Origin of the sequence: Abyssisolibacter fermentans, assembly GCF_001559865.1 — a bacterium.
Taxonomy (GTDB): Bacteria; Bacillota; Clostridia; order Tissierellales; family MCWD3; genus Abyssisolibacter; species Abyssisolibacter fermentans.
This window is the reverse complement of the sequence record NZ_LOHE01000045.1, coordinates 68,730-95,182: the sequence shown is the minus strand read 5'-3', so window position 1 is coordinate 95,182 and position 26,453 is coordinate 68,730. Positions and strand designations below refer to the sequence as shown.

Annotated in this window: 21 protein-coding genes and 1 pseudogene; 3 read left to right on the top strand and 19 right to left on the bottom strand. The window is 28.4% G+C overall.

Annotated elements, in window-relative coordinates; all coding sequences use genetic code 11:
• Positions 1-504 precede the first annotated feature (504 nt).
• The 3 genes from AYC61_RS07345 to AYC61_RS07335 all read right to left on the bottom strand — a co-directional run bounded on the left by AYC61_RS07345 (position 505) and on the right by AYC61_RS07335 (position 6,443).
• Positions 505-2,679, bottom strand: coding sequence for a DNA topoisomerase III (locus AYC61_RS07345; RefSeq protein WP_066498885.1), 2,175 nt, complete (start codon positions 2,677-2,679; stop codon positions 505-507).
• A gap of 173 nt (positions 2,680-2,852) precedes the next feature.
• The gene (glpK, locus tag AYC61_RS07340; protein ID WP_066498883.1) at positions 2,853-4,352 is read right to left on the bottom strand and encodes a glycerol kinase GlpK; all 1,500 of its coding nucleotides are present in this window, start codon (positions 4,350-4,352) and stop codon (positions 2,853-2,855) included.
• 84 nt (positions 4,353-4,436) lie between these two features.
• On the bottom strand, positions 4,437-6,443 hold the full coding sequence (locus tag AYC61_RS07335) for an ATP-dependent helicase (RefSeq protein WP_066498880.1): 2,007 nt from the start codon (positions 6,441-6,443) through the stop codon (positions 4,437-4,439).
• A 377-nt stretch (positions 6,444-6,820) separates the two neighbouring features.
• Here AYC61_RS07335 and AYC61_RS07330 point away from each other — a divergent pair, with 377 nt between their 5' ends.
• Together AYC61_RS07330 and AYC61_RS07325 are read left to right on the top strand one after the other, a co-directional pair.
• Positions 6,821-7,915: a C40 family peptidase gene (locus AYC61_RS07330; RefSeq protein ID WP_066498878.1), complete on the top strand. Its 1,095-nt coding sequence runs from the start codon at positions 6,821-6,823 to the stop codon at positions 7,913-7,915.
• A gap of 210 nt (positions 7,916-8,125) precedes the next feature.
• Positions 8,126-9,736, top strand: a complete 1,611-nt coding sequence (locus AYC61_RS07325) for a putative manganese-dependent inorganic diphosphatase (protein ID WP_066498872.1) — start codon at positions 8,126-8,128, stop codon at positions 9,734-9,736.
• A gap of 305 nt (positions 9,737-10,041) precedes the next feature.
• Here the strand turns inward: AYC61_RS07325 and AYC61_RS07320 are convergent, their stop codons facing one another.
• The 13 genes and pseudogenes from AYC61_RS07320 to AYC61_RS07265 form a co-directional block, all read right to left on the bottom strand.
• Positions 10,042-11,412 (bottom strand): Na+/H+ antiporter NhaC family protein, encoded by a 1,371-nt coding sequence (locus tag AYC61_RS07320; RefSeq protein ID WP_066498866.1) that lies wholly within the window; start codon positions 11,410-11,412, stop codon positions 10,042-10,044.
• A gap of 227 nt (positions 11,413-11,639) precedes the next feature.
• Positions 11,640-12,818 (bottom strand): trans-sulfuration enzyme family protein, encoded by a 1,179-nt coding sequence (locus AYC61_RS07315; protein WP_066498863.1) that lies wholly within the window; start codon positions 12,816-12,818, stop codon positions 11,640-11,642.
• A gap of 1 nt (position 12,819) precedes the next feature.
• Complete coding sequence (locus tag AYC61_RS07310; RefSeq protein WP_066498861.1) at positions 12,820-14,382, bottom strand: sigma 54-interacting transcriptional regulator; 1,563 nt, start codon at positions 14,380-14,382, stop codon at positions 12,820-12,822.
• Positions 14,369-15,208, bottom strand: coding sequence for a formate/nitrite transporter family protein (locus AYC61_RS07305; RefSeq protein ID WP_066498856.1), 840 nt, complete (start codon positions 15,206-15,208; stop codon positions 14,369-14,371). Before AYC61_RS07305 ends, AYC61_RS07310 begins: the two co-directional genes overlap by 14 nt.
• A gap of 424 nt (positions 15,209-15,632) precedes the next feature.
• Positions 15,633-17,132: a HAMP domain-containing sensor histidine kinase gene (locus AYC61_RS07300; RefSeq protein ID WP_082759843.1), complete on the bottom strand. Its 1,500-nt coding sequence runs from the start codon at positions 17,130-17,132 to the stop codon at positions 15,633-15,635.
• Positions 17,122-17,823 (bottom strand): response regulator transcription factor, encoded by a 702-nt coding sequence (locus AYC61_RS07295; protein ID WP_066498846.1) that lies wholly within the window; start codon positions 17,821-17,823, stop codon positions 17,122-17,124. The genes AYC61_RS07300 and AYC61_RS07295 overlap by 11 nt, the downstream gene beginning before the upstream one ends.
• Before the next feature lie 356 nt (positions 17,824-18,179).
• Positions 18,180-18,491, bottom strand: a pseudogene (locus AYC61_RS07290) (TlpA family protein disulfide reductase); the annotation flags it as partial.
• Positions 18,492-18,506: 15 nt separating this feature from the next.
• Complete coding sequence (locus AYC61_RS07285; RefSeq protein ID WP_066498834.1) at positions 18,507-18,758, bottom strand: EexN family lipoprotein; 252 nt, start codon at positions 18,756-18,758, stop codon at positions 18,507-18,509.
• 17 nt (positions 18,759-18,775) lie between these two features.
• Positions 18,776-19,621: a 4Fe-4S binding protein gene (locus AYC61_RS07280; protein WP_066498828.1), complete on the bottom strand. Its 846-nt coding sequence runs from the start codon at positions 19,619-19,621 to the stop codon at positions 18,776-18,778.
• Positions 19,614-19,757, bottom strand: coding sequence for a CD1871A family CXXC motif-containing protein (locus AYC61_RS21670; RefSeq protein ID WP_202906809.1), 144 nt, complete (start codon positions 19,755-19,757; stop codon positions 19,614-19,616). Before AYC61_RS21670 ends, AYC61_RS07280 begins: the two co-directional genes overlap by 8 nt.
• 41 nt (positions 19,758-19,798) lie before the next feature.
• Entirely contained in the window at positions 19,799-20,437 is a 639-nt protein-coding gene (locus tag AYC61_RS07275) for a TlpA family protein disulfide reductase (protein ID WP_066498825.1), read from the bottom strand.
• 490 nt (positions 20,438-20,927) lie between these two features.
• Entirely contained in the window at positions 20,928-21,824 is an 897-nt protein-coding gene (locus tag AYC61_RS07270; RefSeq protein ID WP_066498821.1) for a GNAT family N-acetyltransferase, read from the bottom strand.
• A 169-nt stretch (positions 21,825-21,993) separates the two neighbouring features.
• Positions 21,994-22,275 (bottom strand): CD3324 family protein, encoded by a 282-nt coding sequence (locus tag AYC61_RS07265; protein WP_066498811.1) that lies wholly within the window; start codon positions 22,273-22,275, stop codon positions 21,994-21,996.
• A 468-nt stretch (positions 22,276-22,743) separates the two neighbouring features.
• Here AYC61_RS07265 and AYC61_RS07260 point away from each other — a divergent pair, with 468 nt between their 5' ends.
• The gene (locus AYC61_RS07260; protein ID WP_066498808.1) at positions 22,744-23,292 is read left to right on the top strand and encodes a DJ-1/PfpI family protein; all 549 of its coding nucleotides are present in this window, start codon (positions 22,744-22,746) and stop codon (positions 23,290-23,292) included.
• A 131-nt stretch (positions 23,293-23,423) separates the two neighbouring features.
• On the opposite strand, the gene AYC61_RS07255 is transcribed toward AYC61_RS07260, so the two are convergent.
• The 3 genes from AYC61_RS07255 to AYC61_RS07245 form a co-directional block, all read right to left on the bottom strand.
• Positions 23,424-23,711, bottom strand: a complete 288-nt coding sequence (locus AYC61_RS07255) for a hypothetical protein (RefSeq protein WP_066498805.1) — start codon at positions 23,709-23,711, stop codon at positions 23,424-23,426.
• Positions 23,712-23,860: 149 nt separating this feature from the next.
• Positions 23,861-24,304, bottom strand: coding sequence for a hypothetical protein (locus AYC61_RS07250; protein WP_156456378.1), 444 nt, complete (start codon positions 24,302-24,304; stop codon positions 23,861-23,863).
• 477 nt (positions 24,305-24,781) lie between these two features.
• Positions 24,782-25,855 carry a stalk domain-containing protein gene (locus AYC61_RS07245; protein WP_066498796.1) on the bottom strand — a complete coding sequence of 358 codons (1,074 nt, stop codon included), beginning with the start codon at positions 25,853-25,855 and terminating at the stop codon, positions 24,782-24,784.
• Between the last annotated feature and the right edge of the window lie 598 nt (positions 25,856-26,453).

The following is a 26,453-nucleotide window of genomic DNA, read 5'->3' as shown; positions in this document are numbered from 1 at the left end:
TAATCTATTGGGTTTTATGTCAATACTCGTATGCAGCTTTATGTTGATACACAATCTTTTTTAAGAGTCTATTTTAATAATTCCTCATATATCCTAATTACTATTAAATTCATATCTAAACCAGCTTTATAAAATATTATTTTATTAATGGTTTTCCTGTTGTAAGCTTGTTTTAGATTGAAAAAAATAATTTTACCTGGTTGACAAAGATCTTCATTAATATAATCAAAAAATATTTATTATATTTATTTTTGTGTCGTAAATTAATATTTTTACTATATGTCTATTTTCTTATTATTATATAAAATTTTTGTATTTTAGTAAATATTTTATTTGAAATCTCTTTACTGATACTCTTATAGTAGACTTACATATAAGAAACTGAAAACTAAAAAAACAGCACATCAAATATTGTTTGCTTTGATAGTACTGTTTTCTTAAAATTAACAACCGTTTTAAACAGGATTATTTATTGTTACGTAAACAATTATGCCCTATATATGTTTAAAATTTATCTTTCAATGCACCTAATGCATCAGCAAGTGCTGAATTAAAATTATCGTCACTTTTTTTCTGTTTTTTCATATATGCCGTAACATCTTTTTTAGAAGCTTGATTTTTCTTCTGTTTTTTCCTCTCTTTAAATGTAGACAATTTTTCTCTATGTCCGCATGAACATACAAATATTTGAGCTTCTCCTTCACCCCAGAGTTCCATCTTTTTATGACATTCTGGACACCTAGCATTACTAAGTCTTGCTAAAACCTTCTTGTAACCACATGCTCTATCCTGACAAACTAGCATCTTGCCTTTTTTATTGTTTATTTCTAATAATGGCTTGCCACAATTTGGACATTTGCTTCTTGTAACATTACTATGTTTAAATTTTTCTTTACTATCCTTAATCTCCCCTACTATATCTTCAGTGTATTTTCTCATTTCATTGATAAATTCTATCCTATTTAATTTACCTTTAGATATATTATTTAATTTTCTTTCCCATTTAGCTGTCATAGCTGGAGATTTTAAATCCTCTGGTACTAGTTTAAGCAGCTGTCTACCTTTTGCAGTTGTAAATATATCTTTACCCTTTTTTTCTAGTAATTTAGTCGTAAATAATTTTTCTATGATATCAGCTCTAGTAGCAACTGTGCCTATACCGCCAGCTTCTCCTATAGTTTTAATTAAATCTTTCTTTTCATCCGACATATATTTAGCTGGATTTTCCATAGCTGAAAGCAGTGAAGCCTCATTAAGTGGCGCAGGTGGTTTTGTATTATCTTTTTTATATGAAACATTAGATAGGTTTAAATTGTCACCCGTCTTAATCCTTATAAATTGTGTATTTAGCAATTCTTTATTATCTAAATCTCCGTAAATTTCTCTCCAACCTTTATTTATTGTTTTTTCATATTTAGTTGTAAAATTTTCATCATTTATTTTGGCTTTAATACTATACTCTTCCGCTTCATAAGGTGTATATAATACTGACATAAACCTTTTGACTACTAAGTCATAAATTTTTCTTTCTTTGAAATCTAATGAGCTCAGTAAAACAGGTTCTTCAGTTGGTATAATAGCATGATGGTCAGATACTTTAGAATCATCTACAAAGTTTTTACTAGCTATAATATTCTTTTTCAAAAGCTTTGCTCCTGTTGATGCATGGTTACCAACGCTACAAGCCTTCAATCTCTCTTTTAGTGTTCCTACTATATCTTTGGTTAAATATCTCGAATCCGTTCTAGGATATGTCAAAATTTTATGTCTTTCATAAAGTCTCTGCATAATAGATAGTGTTTCTTTAGCTGAAAATCCAAACATCTTGTTTGCATCTCTTTGAAGCTCAGTTAAGTCATATAGCTTTGGTGAATATATTTTTTTTGACTTCTTTTTCACATCAACTATTTTGATTACTTCATCCTTAGTATTTTTAATAATGTTTTCTACTTTTGTATAATTAAAAATTCTACTTTCATTAGTCTTCTTATCTTTCCATGTAAATTTTATGTTATTAGACAAAGCGGTTATTGTATAGTATTCTTTAGGTTTAAAATTCTTTATTTCTTCTTCTCTTTGAGCAATCATAGCTAAGGTAGGTGTTTGAACTCTACCACAAGAAAGCTGTGCATTGTGCTTACATGTCAAAGCTCTAGTTGCATTTATTCCTACTATCCAATCAGCCTCTGCCCTTGCAGCTGCTGCATTATATAGTCCAATATAATCATTTCCGCTTTTTAAGTTCTTAAAGCCGTCTCTTATTGCTTTGTCTGTTACAGATGAAACCCATAAGCGTTTTATAGGCTTTTTTACATGAGCTTTTTGTATAATCCATCTAGCAACAAGCTCTCCTTCTCGCCCTGCATCCGTTGCAATAATTATTTCACTAACATCATTTCTTAACATCTGCTTTTTAACTTCATTAAATTGCTTTGCACTCTTTTTGATAACAACTAATTTTAGTGTCTGTGGAAGCATAGGTAAATCCTCTAAATTCCATGACATATATTTTTTATTATAAATCTCAGGCTGAGCTAAAGTAACTAGATGCCCTAAAGCCCAAGTAACAATATACTTGCTTCCTTCTATATAACTTGCATGTTTTTTATTACATCCTAAAACCCTAGCAATTTCTCTACCAACTGAGGGTTTTTCAGCTAATACTAGTGTGCGTCCCATATAACATATTCTCCCTTCAAGTTCTGAATATATTTATTCTAAATCAATATCGTACTTTTTAAAATGTATTTTTATGTTTGCTTATATATTCTTTTCTATTTTAACATTTATTATTTCTGCTTACTATAACAAATGTTTATTAACTAAAACAAAAAGGCTTACGCCTATTTGTTTTAGTTTTCTATCCAACCTTTTGCTCTGCTTACAGCCCTTTTCCAACCAGAGTACAGTTTTTCTCTTTCCTTATCTTCCATATTATAATCAAAAACTTTATCTGTTTTCCATTTGTTTGATATCTCATCTCTGCTATTAAAAAATCCAACTGCTAAACCTGCTAAATATGCCGCTCCTAATGCTGTTGTCTCTGTAATTTCAGGTCTATCTACTTTCACTCCCAGTATGTCCGCTTGGAACTGCATTAAGAAGTTGTTAGCAACTGCTCCACCATCAACCTTTAAAGATTTTAGGTTTATACCTGAATCCTCCTGCATTGCCTCCAAAACATCTCTGGTTTGATATGCAATTGACTCAAGCGTAGCTCTGATTATATGGTTTTTGTTTGAACCTCTAGTTAATCCAACTATTGTTCCTCTAGCGTACATATCCCAATACGGAGCTCCTAGCCCTACAAAAGCTGGTACTAAATAAACACCGTTTGAATCAATTACTTTTGACGCATAATACTCACTATCTGAAGCACTATCTATTAGTTTCATTTCATCTCTAAGCCACTGAACAGATGCTCCACCCATGAAAACACTGCCTTCGAGTGCATATTCTACTTTGCCATCAATACCCCAAGCTATAGTAGTTAATAAACCATTGTTGGACAGTATCATATTTTCTCCAGTATTCATTAACAAAAAACAACCCGTCCCATAAGTATTTTTTGCCATACCTTCTTTAAAGCAAGTCTGGCCAAATAATGCTGCTTGTTGATCTCCAGCTACTCCTGCTATTGGTATTACTGTACCATCAAAAATTGATTTATCTGTATAACCATAAACTTCACTCGAAGGCCTAACCTCTGGCAGCATAGACTCTGGTATATCTAATTCTTCAAGTATTTTCTTGTCCCATTCTAATTCTTTGATATTATATAACATAGTTCTTGATGCATTTGAATAGTCAGTTACATGTACTTTTCCTTTTGTTAAATTCCATATAAGCCATGTATCTATTGTTCCGAATAGTAGTTCTCCTTTTTCGGCTCGCTGCCTAACTCCTATAATATTATCTAATATCCATTTAACTTTCGTTCCTGAAAAATATGCATCAATAACTAGTCCTGTATTTTGAGGAATATATTCTTTTAGATTACCTTTCTTTAAACCGTCACATATAGCTGCTGTTCTTCTACACTGCCAAACTATTGCATTATATACAGGTTTACCAGTGACTTTATCCCATATTACAGTGGTCTCTCTTTGATTAGTTATTCCTATAGCGGCTACTTCATTTGCAGTAACATTTGCTTTTTTAAGAACTTCTTTTGCAACTTCAAGCTGTGTATTCCAGATTTCTATAGGATTATGCTCTACCCAACCTCCCTTAGGATAAATTTGGGTGAATTCTTTTTGAGCAATATCAACTATTTCACCATCATTATTAAACAAAATAGCCCTTGAACTTGTAGTACCTTGGTCTAATGCCATAATATATTTCTTTTTCATATATATCATACTCCTTACTTATAAAATAAGAATGTCTTAAAATTACTTATAGGAATAATCAGTATAGTTATATTATTACATCTATTATTTGTCTATTAATTTAATCAAATTATTCTCTACACAAAACTTAGTATCCAGTTTTACTTCTCCTTTGCTATCAAATTTAGCATATATAAAAGATTCATCAATACTCACTATCTTACCCATTCCAAATTTAATATGTTCAATGTTTTTACCTTCATTTAAATTTTTCACATAATGCTTATAAAGCTCTCTTAAAAATCTTGAAGGTTCTGTTTTTTTACCAAATCTATTTTTAATATTAGATATATACAAAATTTCCTTAGCTCTTGTCATACTGACATAAAAAAGCCTTCTTTCCTCTTCTATATCTGCTTTTTTATGAGGAATCAAATCTTCTACTACACTAATAATCCAAACAAACTTGAATTCTAATCCCTTTGAACTGTGCATTGTTGTCAATGTTACTGAATTATTATTCACTTTGTTATATTTATCGTTTTCTTTCATCATCTGTCTATATTCATCTATATGATTAAACCATTCATCTATTGTATTATAATTCTTTGTGCTTTCACCAATCTCATCTAAAATCTCCATTAAACCCGATGCGTTCATTTTTCTATATTCAGCATAACTAATCAGATATTCTTCATATCCAATTGTATTTCTTATATATTCTATAATCTCATAAGGTCGTTTATTTCTAATAATTTGTAATTGATATTGTAAATTTTCTAACCTGTCAAGCATCCATTCTTTATCAATGTATTGTTTGTAAAGACTTGTCCACATGTTATCTGAATTCTTAGCTGATTCAATATCAACTTTTTTAATATATCTCTTTGGTTTGTTGATTATCCTGATAAGACATTCCTTGTTCATCACATTTTGAGATAATTTCATATACGCAATCATATCTCTTGCAATCCAATGATCATATAAAATCGCTGCTTTATCTCTAACTACAAAAGGAATATTCATGTCTAAAAACATATTTATAATAGCTCTTGACTGTATATTTGTTCTATATATTATAGCTATATCTGATAAAGGTATGTCCTCCTTCTTAGTTAAGCTAGTTATCTTCTGAGCTATTAACTTAGCTTCTTCTCCTACATCAGCAACTTCCATTATAGTAGGTTCTCTTCCTTCTATATTATCTGTAATCATGTTTTTAATATATCTATTTTTATTGTTCTTTATAACACACTTGCTGACATCAACTATGTTCTTTGTAGAACGATAGTTTTTATTTAATACTATCCTCTGAGCATTTTTATATTCTTTAGGAAAATTCAAAAGAAATTCTGGTCTAGCACCTCTGAATTGGTATATTGATTGATCATCATCTCCTACTATAAATAGATTATTATTAGGTTTAGCTAACATCTTTATAATCTCGTATTGAGCTCTATTTATGTCTTGAAATTCATCAATCAATATATATTTATATTTGTTTTGCCAATAACTCAGTACCTGTTTATTCTTATTTAACAATTCATAGCATTTTACTAACATATCATCAAAATCTATAAGCTTGTTAGTTTGCTTGTACTCTTCATACATGTCTAAAATTTTATGAAATTCCTCATTGGGACAAATACTAACATCATACGTATTTTGATGAGCTAATTCAGATTTCATAAAAGACATCTCATGAACTATTTCTCCTATAAATTCATTTTCATCTTCACATTCTATTTGCAATTTTTTGATTATTATCTTTATAATATCTCTTTTCTTATCTTCCATAAGAATCTGATTAATACTTAAGTTATAATAACTTTTTAATATACGGAAAAAAATTGAGTGGAAAGTTCCAAATGTAATTTTGTTATTTTTATCCTTCGTTATTTTATCATACCTATCTTTCATTTCTATAGCTGCTGATTTAGTAAATGTAATAACCAGTATATTTTCAGGTCTAATATTATATTTACTTATCAAATTAACAACTCTATATGTAATAACCATCGTTTTACCTGAACCTGGTCCTGCAAAAACAATCATTGGACCTTCATTATGTGAAACAGCTAACTTTTGGTTGTCATTTAAATTAATCTTCATTTACATAACTCCTTAATGCCTTACCATTAAACTTAATTGTTTAATTCTTTATTCTATATTTTATCATATTTTAAGTTTTTATTTTGAATTAGTCTGTTAATATTCATTTATCTATCCTAATATTAAAAATATATTACTAGTGTTACATATCTATTTCATTCTCCTAAATAGCCAGTGACTCTTTAATGTTTTAAACCGTTGAAAAATACACGATTTTATACTTTCTTGGTCTTATCCTTATAACAAATTTGATTATAATTAATCATATTTATTGGTATTAATTACCATGCACAAGGTTTATAGTTAATGTTATAATGTTTTTAATAGCTTATATCATTTCTTGCAGTATCTGACATATCCAATATTGGAGGCAGAGCATGAAAAAAACAATCAAATCATTTCTAATTATAAGCTTTTCTATATTTGTACTATTGTTAATACCATATACAGCTAATGCTGAAAAACAAATAGAGGGAAAAATAATAGGTACAAATATAAATATCAAAAAGGAGCTTAATCAAAACTCTCAAACTTTGGGAACTCTAAATCTGGGACAACGAGTAGAAATCATTGGACAAAAAAATAATTGGACACAAATAAAAATACCTACTGGTTTAACAGGTTGGATTGAAACTAGTTACATAGTACCTGTAAGAAATATTGAATATTTTAAAAAGGGTTTAGTAACTGCTGAGCTTCTTAATGCTAGGCAACAGCCGAGTATAAACTCAAACATATTAACTCAGGAATCTAAAGATAGCTTAGTTCTAATAGTTGATAAGAAAAATGAATGGTACGAGATTCTTTTAGAAAATTCCAAATCTGCTTGGATTCATTCAGACTATATTCAATTGATATCACTTTATCCAAAATGGACTGCAAGTGAAAATGTAGTCAATATGAGAAAATCTTATTCATTAGAATCAACTGTTGTAACAAAACTAATTAAAGGTACTAACTTATTTATTTTAGACAAAAAAGATGATTGGTTTAAGGTGTCAACTGGCGATAATATTGTTGGTTGGGTTTATGATGAACTTGCAAAACCGTCATCACAAATACCTGAAGCTTCGCTATCTTCAAGATCTGATACAAGGTTGTCAACAAAAATTGTTAATGTTGCTAAACAATATTTAGGTGTGCCATATGTATATGGTGCTGCTGGTCCTAGTAGATTTGACTGTTCTGGTTTCACTCAATACGTATATAAAAAGAATGGCATATCAATACCAAGAACGTCAAAGACTCAAGGGAAATATGGTCAGTATATAAGCCGTAATAATCTTCAACCAGGAGACTTGGTTTTTCTTGATACATCAGGAAAATATGACAAGGTGATTACTCATTGTGGTATTTATATCGGTGATGGTAAATTTATACATGCATCATCAACTAAAAAAGCAATCACTATTTCAAACCTAAATTCTGGTTACTATAATTCAAAATATGTCACTGCAAGACGACCATATTAATATATTGTTTATCAATAATATAAAGCTGTTTGGACAAAGTTTAAACAGCTTTTTCTTTTTTTATATATACACTAATGTATTTTTCTTAAGTCTATGTTATCTATATAAATAGATATTTGATATATATTAAATCAATGATATAATATGAGGACATAATATTTTAATATGTAAAACCGCATATTATGAAATCACATATAAGGAGTTTTAACTATGTTTATTTTTGGTCATAAAAATCCTGATACAGATTCTATAACATCAGCTCTAGCTCTTAGCAATCTAAAAAACAAACTAGGATATAATGCTATTGCTTGTAGTCTTGGAAATATTAATAAAGAGACTAAATATGTGTTGGATTATTTTAATGTAAATAAACCTATATTGCTAGACAATGTGAAAACACAGGTAAAAGATTTAGATTATGACAAAGTAGAATCTATTACTAAATATAGATCTATTCTTTTCTCATATAGAAAAATGGAAGCAAATAATATACGAACACTTCCTGTGGTAGATGATAATAAAAGAATAATCGGAATTGTTACTATGAAGGATATTGCAATGTCATTAATAAAAGGGAATTATTATAAACTAGATACATGCTTAGACAATATATTAAAAGATTTAGATGGCAAATTGTTAATTGGACAAAATAAAGAAATTAATGGAAATATTGTTGTCATATCTCTTTATCATAAAACTTTAAGAAAAGAATCTGTATTAGATGGTAATAGCGTAGTTATTGTTGGAGACATGTATGAAGCTATATCTACTGCTATAGAATCTAAGGTTCAGCTTATAATTCTAACAGGTGGAAAAAAGATTCCCGCCAAATATTTAGCTGCTGCTAAGCAAAATAATGTCTCTATAATATCTGTTAACACCGATACTTATACTGCATCAAAATTAATAAATCAATGTAATTATATATCAACTATTATGAAGACAGACAATCTATCATCATTTTATGAAAATGAATATTTAGAAGATGTTAAAGAAGAATTGGTTACAAATAGACATTCTTATTACCCTGTACTTGATAAAAAGGGTAGGTATTTAGGAGTTTTAAATAGATTGCATGTATTAAAACCTAATAGAAAAAAAGTAATTTTAGTTGACCATAATGAAATAACTCAAAGTATATCAGGTTTAAATGAAGCTCAAATACTTGAAATTGTTGATCATCACAAAATTGGAGATATAAAAACTGATGAACCAATCAATTTTAGAAATATGCCTTTAGGTAGTACTTGTACCATAGTTTACTATATGTATAAAGAAGAAAATATAGAAATTGATAAAGCAACCGCCGGATTACTTATATCAGGAATTTTATCAGATACTTTATACTTTAAATCACCTACTACAACTGAAAAGGATAAAAGTGCAGTTGCAGATTTAAACAACATATTAAATCTTGACTTAGACAAATATTCATATGACATGTTTAAAGCAGGTACTTCACTTGAAAATGAGAGTATAGAAGAAATATTTAATAAAGATTTTAAGGAATTTGATGAGGGTGAATACAGGGTAGGTGTAAGTCAAGTATTTACACTAGATATTGATGATGTATTTAGAAGAAAAGATGATTTTATTTCATATATAAATGAAATCAACAAGAATAGAAATCACTATATAACACTCTTGTTAATCACAGACATATTAAAAAATGGTTCATATATATTATATAAGATTCAAAATGATTCAATACTAAAAAGAGCTTTTGATATAGTACCTTCTCAAGGGGTATTTATAGATGGTGTTGTATCAAGGAAAAAACAGGTTGTACCTAAAATATTAGCTGAAATAAAAGATAATTAGTGATTCTAGTAGTATAGAGTTTCTTGATAAATCAGCATTATTTATGTCTTTTTGATAGAATAGTAAATAAAAACTTATACGCTTTAATAATCTTATTCATTAGAATTCACAAATTGTTACTTAAATATAGGAATAGATTTATTTACAAAATAATTGGTTAAATAGTATTAATCACTTACTACTTTAAACAAAAATAAATTTTGTTTTAAAACAAGGAGCTAACCCTTATGAAATGTAATTAGCTCCTATTCCTTATCTAATATATTAACTTCTTACTTATATCATTATATAGTAAATTTATATTTCTAAGAACTGATTTTCTCTACTGCTTTTCCTTTTTTCCAATCCCAAGGATTCTTTTTTATAATTCTATCAGCAAATGGTATAAACATCGATAATATAGCAGAAACAACAAGTAATTGTTGATACCATAACAATGGTATTACATTCAAAGGTGATACTGCTCCTTTTGTAAAACTTCCTACCATTAACATCTGTGCACCATAAGGTATGATTCCTTGCATGACACAAGCAAAGATATCTAATAACGAAGCACTTCTACGAGGATCTACTTTATATTCTTCTGATATCTCTTTTGCTATAGGACCATTTATAATAATTGATACCGTATTGTTCGCTATTGCTGCGTCAGTCAAGGCAACAAGTGATGCTATCCCTATTTCTGCTGATTTCTTACCTTTAATCATTTTTTGTATTTTATCTAACAAATATTGTAACCCACCTTCTTTTGTTACCATATGTGCCAATCCACCTGTTATCATTGATACTAAGAAAATGTCAGTCATGCTTGTAAAGCCATTGAATGTTTGTTGTGCAAAAGAAAGTAATGATAAATTTCCATAAGCTAGTCCTATTATGCCTGATACAAAGATACCACCTGTTAAAACTGCAAAAACATTTAATCCTGCTATAGACAATATTAATACGAACAAATAAGGAAGAACTTTTATTATATTATAATCATAAACTTCCATTTGTGGTACACTTGTAGGATGTCCAAAAATAATAAGTAGAATAATGGTTATTATAGCTGGTGGTAAAGCTATATATAAATTTAATTTAAATTTATCTCTCATCTCACAACCTTGTGTTCTTGTGGCTGCTATTGTTGTATCTGATATAACTGATAAATTGTCTCCAAACATTGATCCACCTACTACAGCTGCCATTGTTAAAGAAACATCCAACCCTGCCTTGCTAGCAAGTCCGACTGCAATAGGAGCCACAGCTGCTAAAGCTCCACAAGATGTACCTGTAGCTATCGATATAAATGCAGAGATAACAAATAATCCTGCTGCAATGTATTGTGCTGGTATGAAAGTTAATCCTAAGTTAACGGTAGAGTCAACTCCACCCATTGCTTTTGATACACCTGCAAATGCACCAGCTAATAAATATATTGTACACATAATGATTATATCTTCATTACCACACCCATGAATAAATCTCATGAATTTGTCATTTATCGTTCCTTTAAACATTATAAATGCGACAATTACACCACAAAATACAGCTATTGGTGCAGGAAATTGATAAAAAGCCATTTCAACTCCCTTTGATTGTAATATTATACCACTGCCTAAATAAATAATTATAAATACTAAAAAAGGTATTAATGCTTTACCATTCGCTTTTACTCTGTTTTTGTTTTCCATTCTTTAGCCTCCATTATTTTGTATTTGAAATCGTTTGCAATTAACAATGTGTTTATCTTTTGTTAATGATTATTAGGAAGCTCTGATTTTCAGAGCATTCCTTAACCATTTTTATTGTTTTTATTTTACTATTTTTATAATTTTTGGAATGTAGTAGGTGCAAAATATCTTTATATTATAATAATATAATAAATATGAATCTTACTTTAACTTCTTTGTTATAGAATTTATATTCTTTTAAGTGCTTCTTCGAATTCACTAATTATGTCGTCTATATTTTCCAGTCCAGTTGATATTCTCAATAAACCTTTTGATATACCTGCTTTTTTTAATTCTTCATCATTCATTGCTCTATGAGATGTTTTAACTGGATATGATAGTGATGTCGCAACACCAGCTAGGCTTGGAACAAATTTTATATTCTCTAACACTCTAATTAAATCCCAAACAGCCTTTTCACCTCCTACTAGATCCACACTTAACATTCCTCCAAAAAGATTATCATTAAACATTTCTTTTGCTAAACTATTATATTCTGATGAAGCTAATCCTGGATAGTATACTTTTTTAACTTTCTCATGTTTTTCTAAGTATTGAGCAAGTTTCAACGCATTGTCACAGTGTTGTTTAACCCTAAGTTTTAAAGTTCTCAAACTTCTTGTTAAAATCCAGCTATCAAATGGACTTAGAGTAGGACCATATAAACACCCAGTATGACTAATCTTATCAATAGTATCTTTATCTGATATTACAACACCTGCCATAACATCACTATGACCACACAAATATTTTGTTGCACTATACACTACAACATCTGCACCTAATTTTAATGGCTGACAAACTACTGGGGTAGCAAAAGTATTATCAATTATTAACTTAGCATTATGTTCATGACAAATAGTACTAATTCTTTTTATTTCAATTACTTCCATCAATGGATTTGAAATAGTCTCCATATATACTAACTTTGTATTACTTTTAAAGTACTTTTCGATATTTTCATTTTTTAAATCTATAAATGTCACTTCAATATTAAATTTATTTAATTCGTCTTTCAAAAACTGATAGCTACCTCCATATAGAACATTGCCAGCAATAATGTGGTCGCCGGATTTTACATGCGCTAAAATACTCATTGATATAGCAGCCATTCCTGAACTATAAACCTGAGCAGCTTGTCCCTCTTCTACGCCAACTATGACTTCTTTTAATACATCTTGTCCCGGATTACTGATTCTGGAATATACATATCCTTTGCTTTCTCCATTGTATATATCTTCTAATGTTTCTACGTCATCAAACGAAAAAGATGAACTCATGTATATAGGTACCGTCTTAGGTATAGATGTAGATTGAGGAATTTTTTCTCCCAAACGTACTAATCTTGTCATAATGTCTTTATTCATTTTAATGCCTCCACTCACTATAATTGATTTGGTATTTTTTCATTCTATTTATTAATAATGTATGACTTACACCTAGCGTCTTTGCACATTTTCTTATGCTATTGTGGTTCTTTAAAGCTTTAATGATTATTTCCTTCTCTATTCTACCTAAAGTATCTTTTAGCGACGTTGGTGTATTTGTATACTCTATGTTTATAGATTTATTTAACATGATATCTTGTTGTTTTATTTCACCTGTATAATTTAAAGCTACTGTCCTTTCTATTACATTTTGCAATTCTCTTACATTACCATACCACTCATAATTCATTAACTTATCCATAGCATTAGTTGTTATACCTTTTATATCTTTATAATATTTTTTCGAAAACTGTTTAACATAGTATTCTACTAAAACCTTTATGTCTTCCCTCCTTTCTCTAAGCGGTGGAATTGTTAATGTAAAAATATTAATTCTATAAAACAAATCAAGCCTAAACTGATTCGATTTAACCATCTTATTTAAATTTTTATTAGTTGCAGATATAATCCTAACGTTAATACTAGTCTCCTTATCACTACCAATTTTTCTCATCTTCTTTTCTTGTAATACTCTTAGTAATTTAACTTGTAAATGCGGTGGCATTTCACCAATTTCATCTAAAAATATAGTTCCTCCATTAGCAATTTCAAAAATTCCTAATTTTCCATTGCTCTTAGCTCCTGTAAAGCTTCCACCTTCATATCCAAACAATTCACTTTCTAACAATTGATCTGGAATTGCTCCACAATTAACAGCTACGAAAGGATATGTTGATCTGCTACTTAAATTGTGTATAGCTCTTGCAAATATTTCTTTTCCCGTACCACTTTCCCCCATTATTAAAACTGACGAATCGGATTGAGAAAAAACTTTTGCATTTTTAATTGAATCAACAATTTGATTACTTTCTCCGATAATATCTTTAAAAGTTATTCGATTTTCATATCTTTTTAGACTTAACAATTTATCCATTCTCTTAGTATCTTGTAATGTAATAATGTACCCAAGTAAAATATCATCTTCACTTATCATTGAATTAATGCTCAATAAATAATTTTTATTATGAAAAGGTACTTCTAAATCCACTACTTCTCTGGATTTCTCTACATTTTTTAGAATTTTTTTTATTTTATAATAATGATTTGATAGTAATTCAGATATATTTTTATTTATTACATCAATTTCTGATGTAAAAAAAATGTTTTCCAAAGCATATTTATTAATATATTTTATATTTTCATCTTTATTTAATAGTATAATCCCCTGCCATACTGTATCCATAATAGTCTTAATTTCTATCTCTCTTTCTTCTACACTAATCAAATTAATTTCTTTAACGCTTTTTACTCCATTTATAGAAAGTATTTCATTTTTTATCATTGATTGCATATGCAAATCTAGTTTTTTAAATTTCACATATACAACAAACGTGTATACTTCCATCCATATTATGTTTACATTGTATTTAACAAAAACACCTGATATATCATAAGTCATATTCGGTCTATCTATTGTTTTTATTTCGAGCCTAGAAATTTCCACTATCACCACTCCTACTATTTTTCAACATTGTACAGTTATCTCCATTAGTAAAATATCTACAATGCATAATATAATACACTGTTCCAACAAATAATGCTCCACCAACTATATTTCCTAAAGTAACTGGCAATAAGTTATTAAAAATAAATGTATACCATGAATAATTTAATCCTTGTTTTGCTCCTAAAATTATACCAATTGGTATAAAAAACATATTGGCAATACTATGTTCAAAACTATTTATAACAAACGCACCTATTACGTATATATATCCTATTATCTTTCCCGATACTCTATCTGAAGCTTCACCAACTCTTACTGCTAAACACACTAAAAAATTGCACAATATTCCTCTCACAAATGCCTGTACTATGGTCAATTTAAGTTTTGAATCTGTAATTTTAACTAAATACGAGCTTATTATTTCATCGTTCAGAATTCCTGTATTTAAGATTAGAAAAATAACTATAATAGCTCCTATTAGATTGGCTACGTAAATCAAACACCATTTAATAACTAGTTTTTTTACTAGCTTTTTATTATTATAAACTGGAACAATATAAAGGTTGCTGCCAGTAAAAAGCTCACTACCTGATAAAACAATAAGTATTAATCCTAAACTAAACACTATTCCAAATACTAGTTTTGTAAAACCAATACCAAAGTATGAACTCATATCACTACATACTGTTACTGATGTAATAGCAGCAAGACTAACAAAAACCCCTGCTAAAATACCTCCTATTAATATTTCTCTGCATGGTCTTTCTAGAAAAGATACTGCTTTACTATATAAATTCTTCGTTATTTCTTGTGGTGTTTTCATTTATTATCAACATCCTTTTAAATTATTATTCTCATATATTCTAATACACGATAATCATATTGCAAATTTTATGCCAACTTACAAAACGCCATTTAATCACTTTTATTGAGTTAAGACATTTTAATTTTTGGAACAATTTTAGTACATTATTTGAAAACGTGATAAAACAACAGGTTGCATGGTTTAATTTTATTACAACGGTTTATTATTGTTCCAATTTTCATTGATGCTATATTATGATATGAATTGTGCTGAATAATTAAATACCTATCAAAAGACCAGCTCATTATGAACTGGTCTTTTATAATTTAATATTTCATTATCTCTAAAACATTTATTTATAATCCTTAAAGAATACTATACCTAGGTCCAACATAAACTCTACATCCAAATAAAATGTATAATAATAACTTAGTAGAAATTTTTAACACTTAAAGCTTACAAAAAATCTTATATCTTCATCCTCACATTCTACCCAAATATTTCCTCCTTGTAGCTCTACAACACTTTTTGCTATGGCTAGTCCAAGACCAGTTCCTTTATTATCAGATGTTCTAGATTTGTCTGTTTTGTAAAACCTTTCAAACAAATAGGGTAATTCTTCTTTAGGTATATTGCGACCTTTATTTTGAATGCAAACTACTGCATTATTATCCTCTTTATAAATATATATTTTGATTTTCCCTGGTTTAAGACTATATTTTACTGCATTCATAAGTAGATTTTCAAATACCCTTACTGTTTTATCTGGGTCTATTAAAAGCTTTATTTTTTCCTCAGTTATTTCTTTTTCTATTTTTAAGTTATTCTCTTCAAAAACAGGTACAAATTCTTCTATTAACTGATCTAATAAATCATTAAGTATTATCTCTCTTTTACATAATTCTAGCCCTTTGTTGCTTGCTTTTGTATATTCAAACAAATCATCTATAAGTAATTTTAATTTTTTCGCTTTATTATAAGCAATATGAGTGTATTCATCTAGCTCTCTTTCATGCTGATATCTTTTCTCTTTTATTAATCCTAAATAGCCAATAATAGATGTAAGAGGTGTCCTTAAATCGTGAGATATATTAGTAATTAACTCATTTTTTGTAGCCTCTGCTCTCCTTTCTTCTTCAATCTTATTCTTTAAGGCTTCACTCATATTATTAATATTTTTTGCAAGCAAGCTTAACTCATCACTACCCTTTTTAGCTATCTTAAAATCTAAATCTCCCTTTGCTATCTCTATAAGTCCATCTGACAGATCTTTTATATATAATACTTTTCTTTTTGTTAATATGAAAAATAAGAATAATAACAGTATTACTGCTAAAACAATGATAATTGGATAAATTATATCTTTATCATCATAAAAGTATTCAATTTCTCCATAAGGGATGCCCTTTAATAAAACATATGCTCTTTCATCCTTAAAATTTACCGAATAAATAAACACTTGTTCTTGTATTGACTGGCCCCATCTCCAATATTCTTGATATCTGTATCTATTTTCATTAATATTTTTTATAACATTATATATATCTACTTGTATTTCATCAGCATTATTTGTTTTGTAAATAACCTTTCCATCTAAATCTGTAATAAGTATCTTACCCTTATCAGCATGACCATCTACAAGTTTTTGTACATTTTCTTTATCATAAATGCTATATTGCTGTTTGGGTATTTCCATTACCAACGATTCAACCTCATTCTGCATCCGTTCTAGTCCATCACTATAATTTACATATTTTTTAATTTGAAAAATACCAACAAATTGCATACAAACAAAAAAGAATACTGCACTAACAACTGTACATAATATGATAGTTCCAATAAGCTCTAGTCGAATATTGCCTGTAAGTTTTTCCTTAATATACTTATATAAGCGTATCAATGCCTTTATGTTTATGTTTATCTTTTTCAGTTTATCCTTCAACTTTATACCCCACTCCCCATACAGTTTTGATGATTTGTGGTTTTCTTGGATTTTTTTCAATCTTTTCTCTAATTTTTCGAATATGAACCATCACTGTATTATTTGCATTATAACAAGTTTCTTTCCATACTCTTTCGTATATCTTCTCTATACTAAATACCATTCCCTTATTCCGTGCCAATAACTTTAATATCTCAAATTCTGTAGGAGTAAGCTTTACATTTTCACCTTTTACTTTTACTTCATGGGTATTCATATTAATAACTAATTCATCTATTTCAATGATATGATTATTATCTGTCTCTTCCTTTCCTTTATTTAGTTTCATATATCTTCTAAGCTGAGATTTTACTCTGGCAACTAATTCTAAAGGATTAAAAGGTTTTGTCATATAATCATCTGCCCCTGTTGTTAGTCCCATGATCTTATCCATGTCTTCACTTTTTGCTGAAAGCATGATAATAGGCATATTCTTTTCCTCACGAATTTTCATACAGGCTTTTATGCCATCTAATTTAGGCATCATGATATCTAATATTATTAAATGTACTTCTTGGTCTTCTAAAATTTTTAATGCTTCTTCTCCATTTTTAGCTAAGATTATATTATAACCTTCATTCTTTAAGTAAATCTTTATTAACTCTCTAATCTCTTTTTCGTCATCTACAACCAAAATTATTTCATTTGACATACAATCAATTCCTTTCTCTTCTTTAACCCAGATTATTCATAGAAAATTAAATACCTTTTATAATTGAACCTCATTCTCCGAATGAATAAGCGATTCACATAAAATCACAGATTTTAGTTCTCTGCTCATGTTTAGAAGATATCCATTGAATGGCAGGCGTACCAATTTGGTATGCCTTCGAATTCACTGAAATCTACTAATTCAGAAACTTACAGCATATTATTCAAAGTTATATGAATAATCAGGGTTTAACTATTAAACCAAATTCAATAAAGATTTACTTTAAAATTACATAATATAAACAATATTTTAAAACTTTCAGGAAAGTTTTGAAAATAAATTTTTATTTACATCCCTTATTCATTTATTTCTTCTAAAGCTTTTTTTATCGCCTTCTCATATTTCTCTTTTTCTATAGCTCCAACTATTGTTTGTCCTACAATATTTCCTTCTTTATCAATAAATAAAGTTGTTGGATTACCAATAGTAGCGCTAACAAATTTCTTATTAAATTTTTTATCAGGTACTATATTTGTATATGTTATCCCTGATTGTTCTATTATTTTAGCAACCTCGTCCTTAGTTTCTTCGTAATCCTGTAAGATACCTACAACATTGATATTTTCAGTTTTCAATTCTTCGTACAATTCTTGAAGAACTTCCAGTTCTTCTACACAAGGTGCTCAGTAAGCTGACCATATATTGATCATTGTTAACTTATAATCGCTGAATATTTCTTGGTTAATTTCATTCCCTTTAACATCTATACAATTAAAATCAGGAACTTTTTCATAACCATCAAAGCTCTTTTTTGCTTGTTCTTCATATTCCTTCATTTCCTTTTTTAAATCTTCTTCTGTATATTTCTTCTTACCACATCCAGTGAAATTAAATATGAGCATAACCGCCATACATATAATTATAAATTTTTTCATCTATAGTTTCTCCTTATCTATTGTTTTTCTTTCATTCCTATTACTACACGTATTGCATCATTAGGACAATTAGATATACACTCACCGCATCTTATACATTCTAAGCTATTCGGATTTTTATATACCTCTACATCTAGCTTGCATTTTTTACCACATATTCCACAGCCTGTACATTTATTATTATCAACCTTATATCTGTATAACGAAATAGGATTGAAGAAAGAATATATAGCTCCTAGTGGGCATATAAATCTACAAAAAGGTCTGAATATAACAATTGATAATATAATAGTAACAATGAGTAAGAAAACTTTCCATGCATATAACCATCCTATAGCACTTTGAAGCGATTTATTCATTAGAACTAAAGGAATTCCTCCCTCTAAAGTTCCTGCAGGACAAATGTATTTACAAAAAGTAGGATCTCCCATGCCAAAATCATTTACCATAAACATAGGAAGCAATATAACAAATAGCACCAATATTATATATTTCAAATATTTTAGTCCATGAAGCTTTTTATTAACCTTAAACTTTGGTGATGGTATTTTGTTTAGCAATTCTTGAATTAAACCAAACGGACAAAGCCACCCACAAATAAATCTCCCAAAAAAAGCACCAAAAAACATCAATAAACCTATAACATAATAAGAAAATTTATATTTAACACTTGATATAACTGCTTGCAGAGACCCTATAGGGCATGAACCTAATGCACCTGGGCATGAATAACAATTAAGTCCAGGTACACATATATGCTTGCTATTTCCCTTGTAAATAGTGCCATCTATAAATCCTTTAAAATATCCATTTGTTCCTATAGCAACTATAATTTGAACAATCTTTCTCTTTAACCTATCCAATACCTATACACTCCAAACATATATTTATTGATTTTATAAAAACTTTTGCCACTTCTCCTCTTGAAATACCCACTAGAACAAAAATTATACTTAACATAATTAATCCTATTTGTACGTATTTTTTATTGTTTTTCATTTAGCAGCTCCTTTCACTTTTAATACTACTATCTATATTTATTAATTACCTACATCTTTTAAAACTTCATTGATTATTTCAAGATACTCTTCATAAGAATTCGCACCTGCAATATGTGTTTTTAATATATTTCCTTCTTGGTCAATAAAAATAGAAACTGGAACATAGTCAAATTTAGATACTATTTCATCTATCAATGACTTGTCTGGAATAATATTAGTATAAGTCAAACCAATTTTCTTAACAATATTTTTAGCTTCTTTTTTATTTTCATCTTCTTTAACACCAGTTACAATTCCTACTAGATTCACATCTTTTTTGGAAATTTCTTTGTACAGTTTTTCTAAATCTGGCATTTCCTTAATACATTTACTACAATGAGTTCCCCATAAATGTAGCATTGTCAATTTATTTCGTTTAAATAATTTTTCTGTTATTTTATTACCGTTTAAATCTTCTGCTTCAAAGGATACTAGTTTTTTACCAGCTACTGAATTTGTTTCTAGCTTTAAAGCCTCTTCTTCTAAATTAACAAATTCATCTTCATCCATAAAATGACGCTTATAATATCCATCAATATCAAACGAAATACTTCCATCTGGTTTAATTTCTATAAACATAAAGCTTATTATACCTAATAATATCACTATGGTTAATCCTATTACTATCTTCTTTTTCATTGTTGACACTCCTTTTTTATATTAGATATTTTCATTTATAATCATATTAAAATTATAGAATAAATATCTTAATAAAAACTGTAGCTAAATCTTAAGATTTTCTTAATATGTCTTAGGAAAACTTGTAAGGTATAGTAATTAATTAGAGATATTAATGGGAATTTAGGAGAAATGAGTAAATATAGCTGAGAATTCACTACATTATAAAAATCTCTCAACTCAAGATTTTCATAGGTTATATAATTCTTTTATAGATAAGCTTTGAATGAAATAATACACTTATAAACCATGCAGGAATCTTTCTCTTACACTAATGTTCCTTAGAAAGAAACCCTGCATGGCTCCTAGTAATTATGCTAGTTATTTATTAAACAGTTTCTTGATTCTTATATTATAATACTGAAAATATTGGCATTGAACTCAATTTAATAATTAATTGTGTTGTATGAAATTAGATAATTATACATGGAATAAGCTAACGTGTCCCTCATTAAGCGTGAGATAATATTGGAAACATTGATTTTCCTATGATATTGTTCCCTTTTACAAATAATGTTGTATCTTCTTCATTTAATATTTCAATAGAATATGATTCATCCTCTAAAGGAGTAAATCCTAAAGTTACTGTCATATTTTCTTGATTTACTAACTCATTAATTACAATTTCTAAATTAAAATCTTTTTCACTAAAGACATCTTGTAAATATAATTTATTGCCATCATATCCTGCAACAACAGCAATATCTAAATCTTTAATATAATAAATATTATCTTTCATAAATGAACTACAATAGAACATAATAAGTCCAAAATTATCTACCATAGATATCTTTGAAATAGGAATTGCATTTGAAGCTAATCTAGTAAAGGTATTTTTATCATTTTCGTCATTCATATCAAGTTTCCTAATTACATAAGCTGTTTCTTTCTTTTTTAACTGTTTTATATATTGATATTCATCTGCTTTTTTAAATCCATATTTGGGATAAAAGTCAAGCACACTATCATTTGCAAATAAATATATTAAGTCACTACGTTTTTCATACTCCTTAAATACAGTCTCCATCAAATACGTAATTAATCCTTGATTTCGATATAATTCATCAGTCATTACTGTTCCGATTTGTATTGTATGCTTTAACTCTCCATTGACCAAGAAATCTATTGTATTAACTGAAACATTTGCTACTATTACATCATCACATAGCAAAGAATACGGAATGTATCGTTCTTGCCAATATCCCTGCTGATACCATTGTTCAAAATCAAATCCAAAAGTTTTTCTTGTTAATTCATTAAAACTTTTTCTAAGCTTATCATCATCTTTATAATTCTTTACTAAATAGTACCTTTTATCATTAATGACTAATTCCTTTCTCTCGTTCATATTTCGTATCCTCCATATAATCTAGTATTATCTCTTTCACTTAAAGCATAATCAATTTCCATTGCATACTTCTAAAATAAATCTATCATAACAATTTTAATATAACAACCTCAAAAACATTTCAGAAATAATAATGAGAAAAGCATCTGCTTTTCTCATTATTATAGTTTTAATCTGATAGCTTTCTCTTTTCTTGAAGAATAATACGCTGTATGCTTTTCTTAGATAAATAGTATTCAGAAGCGAGGACTTCAACAGTGATACCATTTATGTACTTTTTATATATGGTAGTATTTCTTATTTTAATCTCATTTTTAGTATTAGTATTTTCACCCCATGCTTTTCTATTGGAGTTTTTTCTTGGTATGTAAATATACTCACCATCAACATATTTTTGAATTAACTCAATAATTTCTTGTGGTAATATATTTTCAGCTTTAACATAGCTCATAATGCTCCTCCTAATAAAATACAATATAAGGATTGAGCAAAGGCTATTATTAATCAATTTTTATTATGCAATAGCCTTTGCTATGCATTAATAACATATCTTCTCATACAATAACTTCCTTTCTGCTTTATTCATTGCTTAATCTTGGATTCGGTAATAAAATTACAAAATCTCAATATTACTCATTTCAATTTTTATATTTACATAATAACATAATCTCATTTATTTTAATACTTTTTAGAATGCACATTGAGTCTTTATAATAAATGAATATTGTTATATTGTATACCCTAATCATTATAATAACAGAAATAATTACGTAATAATTGCAACACACCGTTTCAACAAGGTGGGGGAACTTCTTGCGCCTTGTTTTATTTACAACCATATATATTGTCAAAAACATTTTAAACCCTGACAAGTATATGTCAGAGTTCTTATTATATTATGTAATTGGAGGTGTTGTTAATGAACGTTGCATTATATTTATATGATGGTTATTTTGAAACAGAAATATGTATCCCTACATTGTTATTTAAAAATGAGAATTTATTTACTATTTCAAGTGACCAAGAAGTTATTACATGTGTAGATGGAAAAAGGGTACTTATTGATAAGAAAATAAATGAAGTAAAGCCAGAGGAAATTGATGTATTGATCATCCCTGGAGGTAAAGCCATCATCAAAGAAGACATTCTTGCATTGATTAAATCTTGTGAAGAAAATGGTACTATTATTGGTGGAATTTGTGGTGGTGTTGATTATATGGCACATGCTGGTGTTTTATCTAGCAGAAGCTTTACAGGATATTATCAGCAAAACGAGACTTATGACCATTTACCAACAAACGGTACTTTAACTTATTCAATGTATGAAAGTGATAGAAAAATAGTTTCAGCAAAACCAGAAGCCTATTTAGAATTTGCTCTAGAACTCTATCATTTAGCTGGATTTGAAGTTAAATCAGTAGATGGGTACATCGAATGGTTCAAAAGTCCTTTTTGTTGGAAAAAGTAAATCTGTAATATAAGTTCAATTCCAATTCAAGAAATATAACTTAATAAATCAATTAAAATCTATTGAGTAAGTTAAAAAAGCAGGCAATTAGTTTATAAAATAGCCTGTTCTTTTATATAGTTGAAAATTACTTAGCTATTTTCTTCTTCATATTTTTCCAAAGAAACAATATAGATAAATGCACATAAAAGCAATATAAATAATAAAACACTTATTATAATCTTTTCTGCTATATGCATATCGTTAGTTGTTATAAGACTATATATTATAGTTTGAAAAAATATTAATACTATAAACCAATTAGATGGTACTAGTTCACTTTTACAGTTGCTACACTTTATCCTTTTCTTTTTACCTTTAGTTAGTTTATCGTTTATACTTATAGTTTTTTCTCCACATACTGGACATTTTAAAGTCATTTTATCAACCCCTATAACAAACAAATTTAAGCATAGGCACATTACCTGCTCTTAAATACTAGAGGTCAATGTCCCCTGATGAAAAATCATTTTCCATGTACCATTAATAAATTTCCATATAGAGCTACGAAGCGAATATTTAACCCTGATTATTCATATGACTTTGAATAGTGTGCTGTATAATTTTGAATTAGAAGATTCCAGTGAATTCGAAGGCATACCGAGTTGGTATGTCGAGAATTTAATGGAAATCTTATAATCAGAAGGATGCAGTAAAATATTTGATTTTCTATGAATAATCTGGGTTTAATATTTTCATCTATCTCATCATGTTTAATTATTTTATATGTCGCTAATATACATTCACTAGACAGTTGTTTTATAGCAAAATCTCTTATTTCCCACTTAATTTCATATAAATTACTCTCTGCAATAAAGATATCACCTTTGTAATAATGATATATGCTTCCAGAACTACAAAATTCAAAAAAATCCTCAGCCACTAATTCGCTTATTTTTTCTTGAGACATCCTAATTTCAGGCTTCAATAACTCTTTTTCAAGTTCATATATTTGTTTTTCTAGTGATTCCATCTTTAGTATTCACCTCTTTTATATACTTAGAATTAAAAACTTTCATCATTACGCAATTCTGTCTTCAAATGATTTTACATAAAACTACTTATTCTTTAATTTTAAACATTAACTATTTCATCTAGATTTACATCATAGATTTTTTCTCCCGTTCCTTTTCAATAAATATTATATATTTTCGTATGCTATTTTTTTAAGTAAATCTCTAATCTTAAATACCCTATTTAAAAACTTAATTCATAATATCCAAATAAAGTGTCTTGAATCAATATATTTATTGAAAAGTGTTTTAATATTTCTATAAAATCAAAAACTAAACTATAGTAGTGAAATATCATAAAAATCAAAATTATTTACAAAATAAAAAGCTTTTACATATCCCTACTAATCTAAAGCATTTTCAAGTTTTTTTGCTTTGCATTAATATTTAACGTACTTATAAAAAAGGACCTATTTAAAAATAAGTCCTTTTGCTCACTATTCTTCCACATATCCTGTAGTTGTATCTATTCCTACTGTACTTGTAGCACCATCCCAAGTTACACCAATATCAAATGCTTTTGCTATATCTCTTAATTTAAAATAGTTATTCTCATTAATTGTATAAGCTGTTAAAGTAATTTCTTGACCATCTTTGTATATCTTAGAAGTACTTAAAATAGTTGTTTTTTCTTGACCATCTCCAGCAACCATTTCTCCACCTACTGTAGTATACTCTTTGTTAGAAATTAAATTAATAGCCTTTTTAGTACCATCCCAAGTTACTTCAAATTGTTTTTCTGTTCCACTTACAACCTTTGCAAGGTCACGAAGTTTAAAATAGTTATTGCCATTTATCATATACGCGTCAAAAGAAGTTTCAGTACCATTTACTAAAACTTTTGATGCAGTTGGCTGAGCTGTTAATGTATCTGTAGTTAAGTCTGAATCAACTGTACCTTCATCTGAATCTGTTGTACCTTTAACTGTAATAATTGCTTGTGCAGCTCCTTCAATTGCTGCATACCTAAATATCACATAATAATCTCCAGGCTCAGTTAAAGTAACGCTACATCCAGGTAAATATTCTGGCATATCAACTTCATATTTATCAAGTTCTGTCATATCTATGGTTTTTTCTACATATTTCTTCATACCATTCTCATCTAAAGCCCCTGACTCATCAGGTACATACACTTTAACTTGACCTGATATTGGTAATGCCTTATCATAATCATACTCGTAGTTCTCACCGTTCTTAGTTAATTTATAAACATCAAATATAACTCCACCATCAGCTAATAACTTAACTGTTGCTGGCGATTCAGTAATAAGACCTGCATCCATTCCTTGATCAATTTTCTTTACATCAAATGTATCTACTACATTAGATACAGAAAAATGTGGATTAATCGCAGTTATTTCTTCTTCAGTCATGCCTTCATAAGTGTAACCTCTTACTTCGACAGTTTTGCTATCTTCTGCAAATACATTTGTCGCAAATACCATTGATAATATCAATAATAGTGTTAAAATGTTACTTACTTGTCTCTTAGTTGTTAATTTTTTCATGCACTTTTTCTCTCCTTTAAGTCAACTTATTAAGTTTTAACATATTACAGTAATATTATAACACTTTTTGTTGATAAAGCCATAAAAATTTCATATATTTTCTTATGTTATTAAATTATTGTAATTTTGCACATAAGTCATTATACATGTATACAACAATTTCGCTAAATATTGCCTTGTCATGGTACAATATGAAGCTTTTAAAAATACAAGTATAAACGTTTTAATTAATCCAAAGGATTACAAAAAAGTATATCTTCAAACGGCTTATGGTTTATTGTAGCTACAGGTGTTACTAACCAAGTAGATATTGATAATATTACAAAATCTTTATCCAAAGTAAGCTGAACAGAGCTTCATTGCCTTGAGGAAATAATTAAGAATTATCTGATTGCTTTGGGATATGATGATGTGGAATTTTAAAGGGGTCGTCTCAAAATGGCAATTTGCGACAGTCCCTTTTTGGTGGTTGATATTAATATTAATGTTTTTAAAACTACACTTATTCATGGCATGGTCTTAAAATTCCAGGAATAAGTGCAAAATTACGCTTATTGTAACTACTACACCTAATGTATCGTTCTAGAATATGGATGAT

Excerpts from the sequence above, each read along its gene's own strand:
- AYC61_RS07320 (WP_066498866.1), bottom strand. The coding sequence starts at position 11,412 with ATGGAAAACAAAAACAGAGTAAAAGCGAATGGTAAAGCATTAATACCT.
- AYC61_RS21670 (WP_202906809.1), bottom strand. The coding sequence starts at position 19,757 with ATGAAAAACAATAAAAAATACGTACAAATAGGATTAATTATGTTAAGT.
- AYC61_RS07325 (WP_066498872.1), top strand. The coding sequence starts at position 8,126 with ATGTTTATTTTTGGTCATAAAAATCCTGATACAGATTCTATAACATCA.
- AYC61_RS07260 (WP_066498808.1), top strand. The coding sequence starts at position 22,744 with ATGAACGTTGCATTATATTTATATGATGGTTATTTTGAAACAGAAATA.
- AYC61_RS07305 (WP_066498856.1), bottom strand. The coding sequence starts at position 15,208 with ATGAAAACACCACAAGAAATAACGAAGAATTTATATAGTAAAGCAGTA.
- AYC61_RS07285 (WP_066498834.1), bottom strand. The coding sequence starts at position 18,758 with ATGAAAAAATTTATAATTATATGTATGGCGGTTATGCTCATATTTAAT.
- glpK (WP_066498883.1), bottom strand. The coding sequence starts at position 4,352 with ATGAAAAAGAAATATATTATGGCATTAGACCAAGGTACTACAAGTTCA.
- AYC61_RS07275 (WP_066498825.1), bottom strand. The coding sequence starts at position 20,437 with ATGAAAAAGAAGATAGTAATAGGATTAACCATAGTGATATTATTAGGT.
- AYC61_RS07295 (WP_066498846.1), bottom strand. The coding sequence starts at position 17,823 with ATGTCAAATGAAATAATTTTGGTTGTAGATGACGAAAAAGAGATTAGA.
- AYC61_RS07270 (WP_066498821.1), bottom strand. The coding sequence starts at position 21,824 with ATGAACGAGAGAAAGGAATTAGTCATTAATGATAAAAGGTACTATTTA.
- AYC61_RS07245 (WP_066498796.1), bottom strand. The coding sequence starts at position 25,855 with ATGAAAAAATTAACAACTAAGAGACAAGTAAGTAACATTTTAACACTA.
- AYC61_RS07265 (WP_066498811.1), bottom strand. The coding sequence starts at position 22,275 with ATGAGCTATGTTAAAGCTGAAAATATATTACCACAAGAAATTATTGAG.
- AYC61_RS07255 (WP_066498805.1), bottom strand. The coding sequence starts at position 23,711 with ATGACTTTAAAATGTCCAGTATGTGGAGAAAAAACTATAAGTATAAAC.
- AYC61_RS07335 (WP_066498880.1), bottom strand. The coding sequence starts at position 6,443 with ATGAAGATTAATTTAAATGACAACCAAAAGTTAGCTGTTTCACATAAT.
- AYC61_RS07330 (WP_066498878.1), top strand. The coding sequence starts at position 6,821 with ATGAAAAAAACAATCAAATCATTTCTAATTATAAGCTTTTCTATATTT.
- AYC61_RS07345 (WP_066498885.1), bottom strand. The coding sequence starts at position 2,679 with ATGGGACGCACACTAGTATTAGCTGAAAAACCCTCAGTTGGTAGAGAA.
- AYC61_RS07315 (WP_066498863.1), bottom strand. The coding sequence starts at position 12,818 with ATGAATAAAGACATTATGACAAGATTAGTACGTTTGGGAGAAAAAATT.
- AYC61_RS07250 (WP_156456378.1), bottom strand. The coding sequence starts at position 24,304 with ATGGAATCACTAGAAAAACAAATATATGAACTTGAAAAAGAGTTATTG.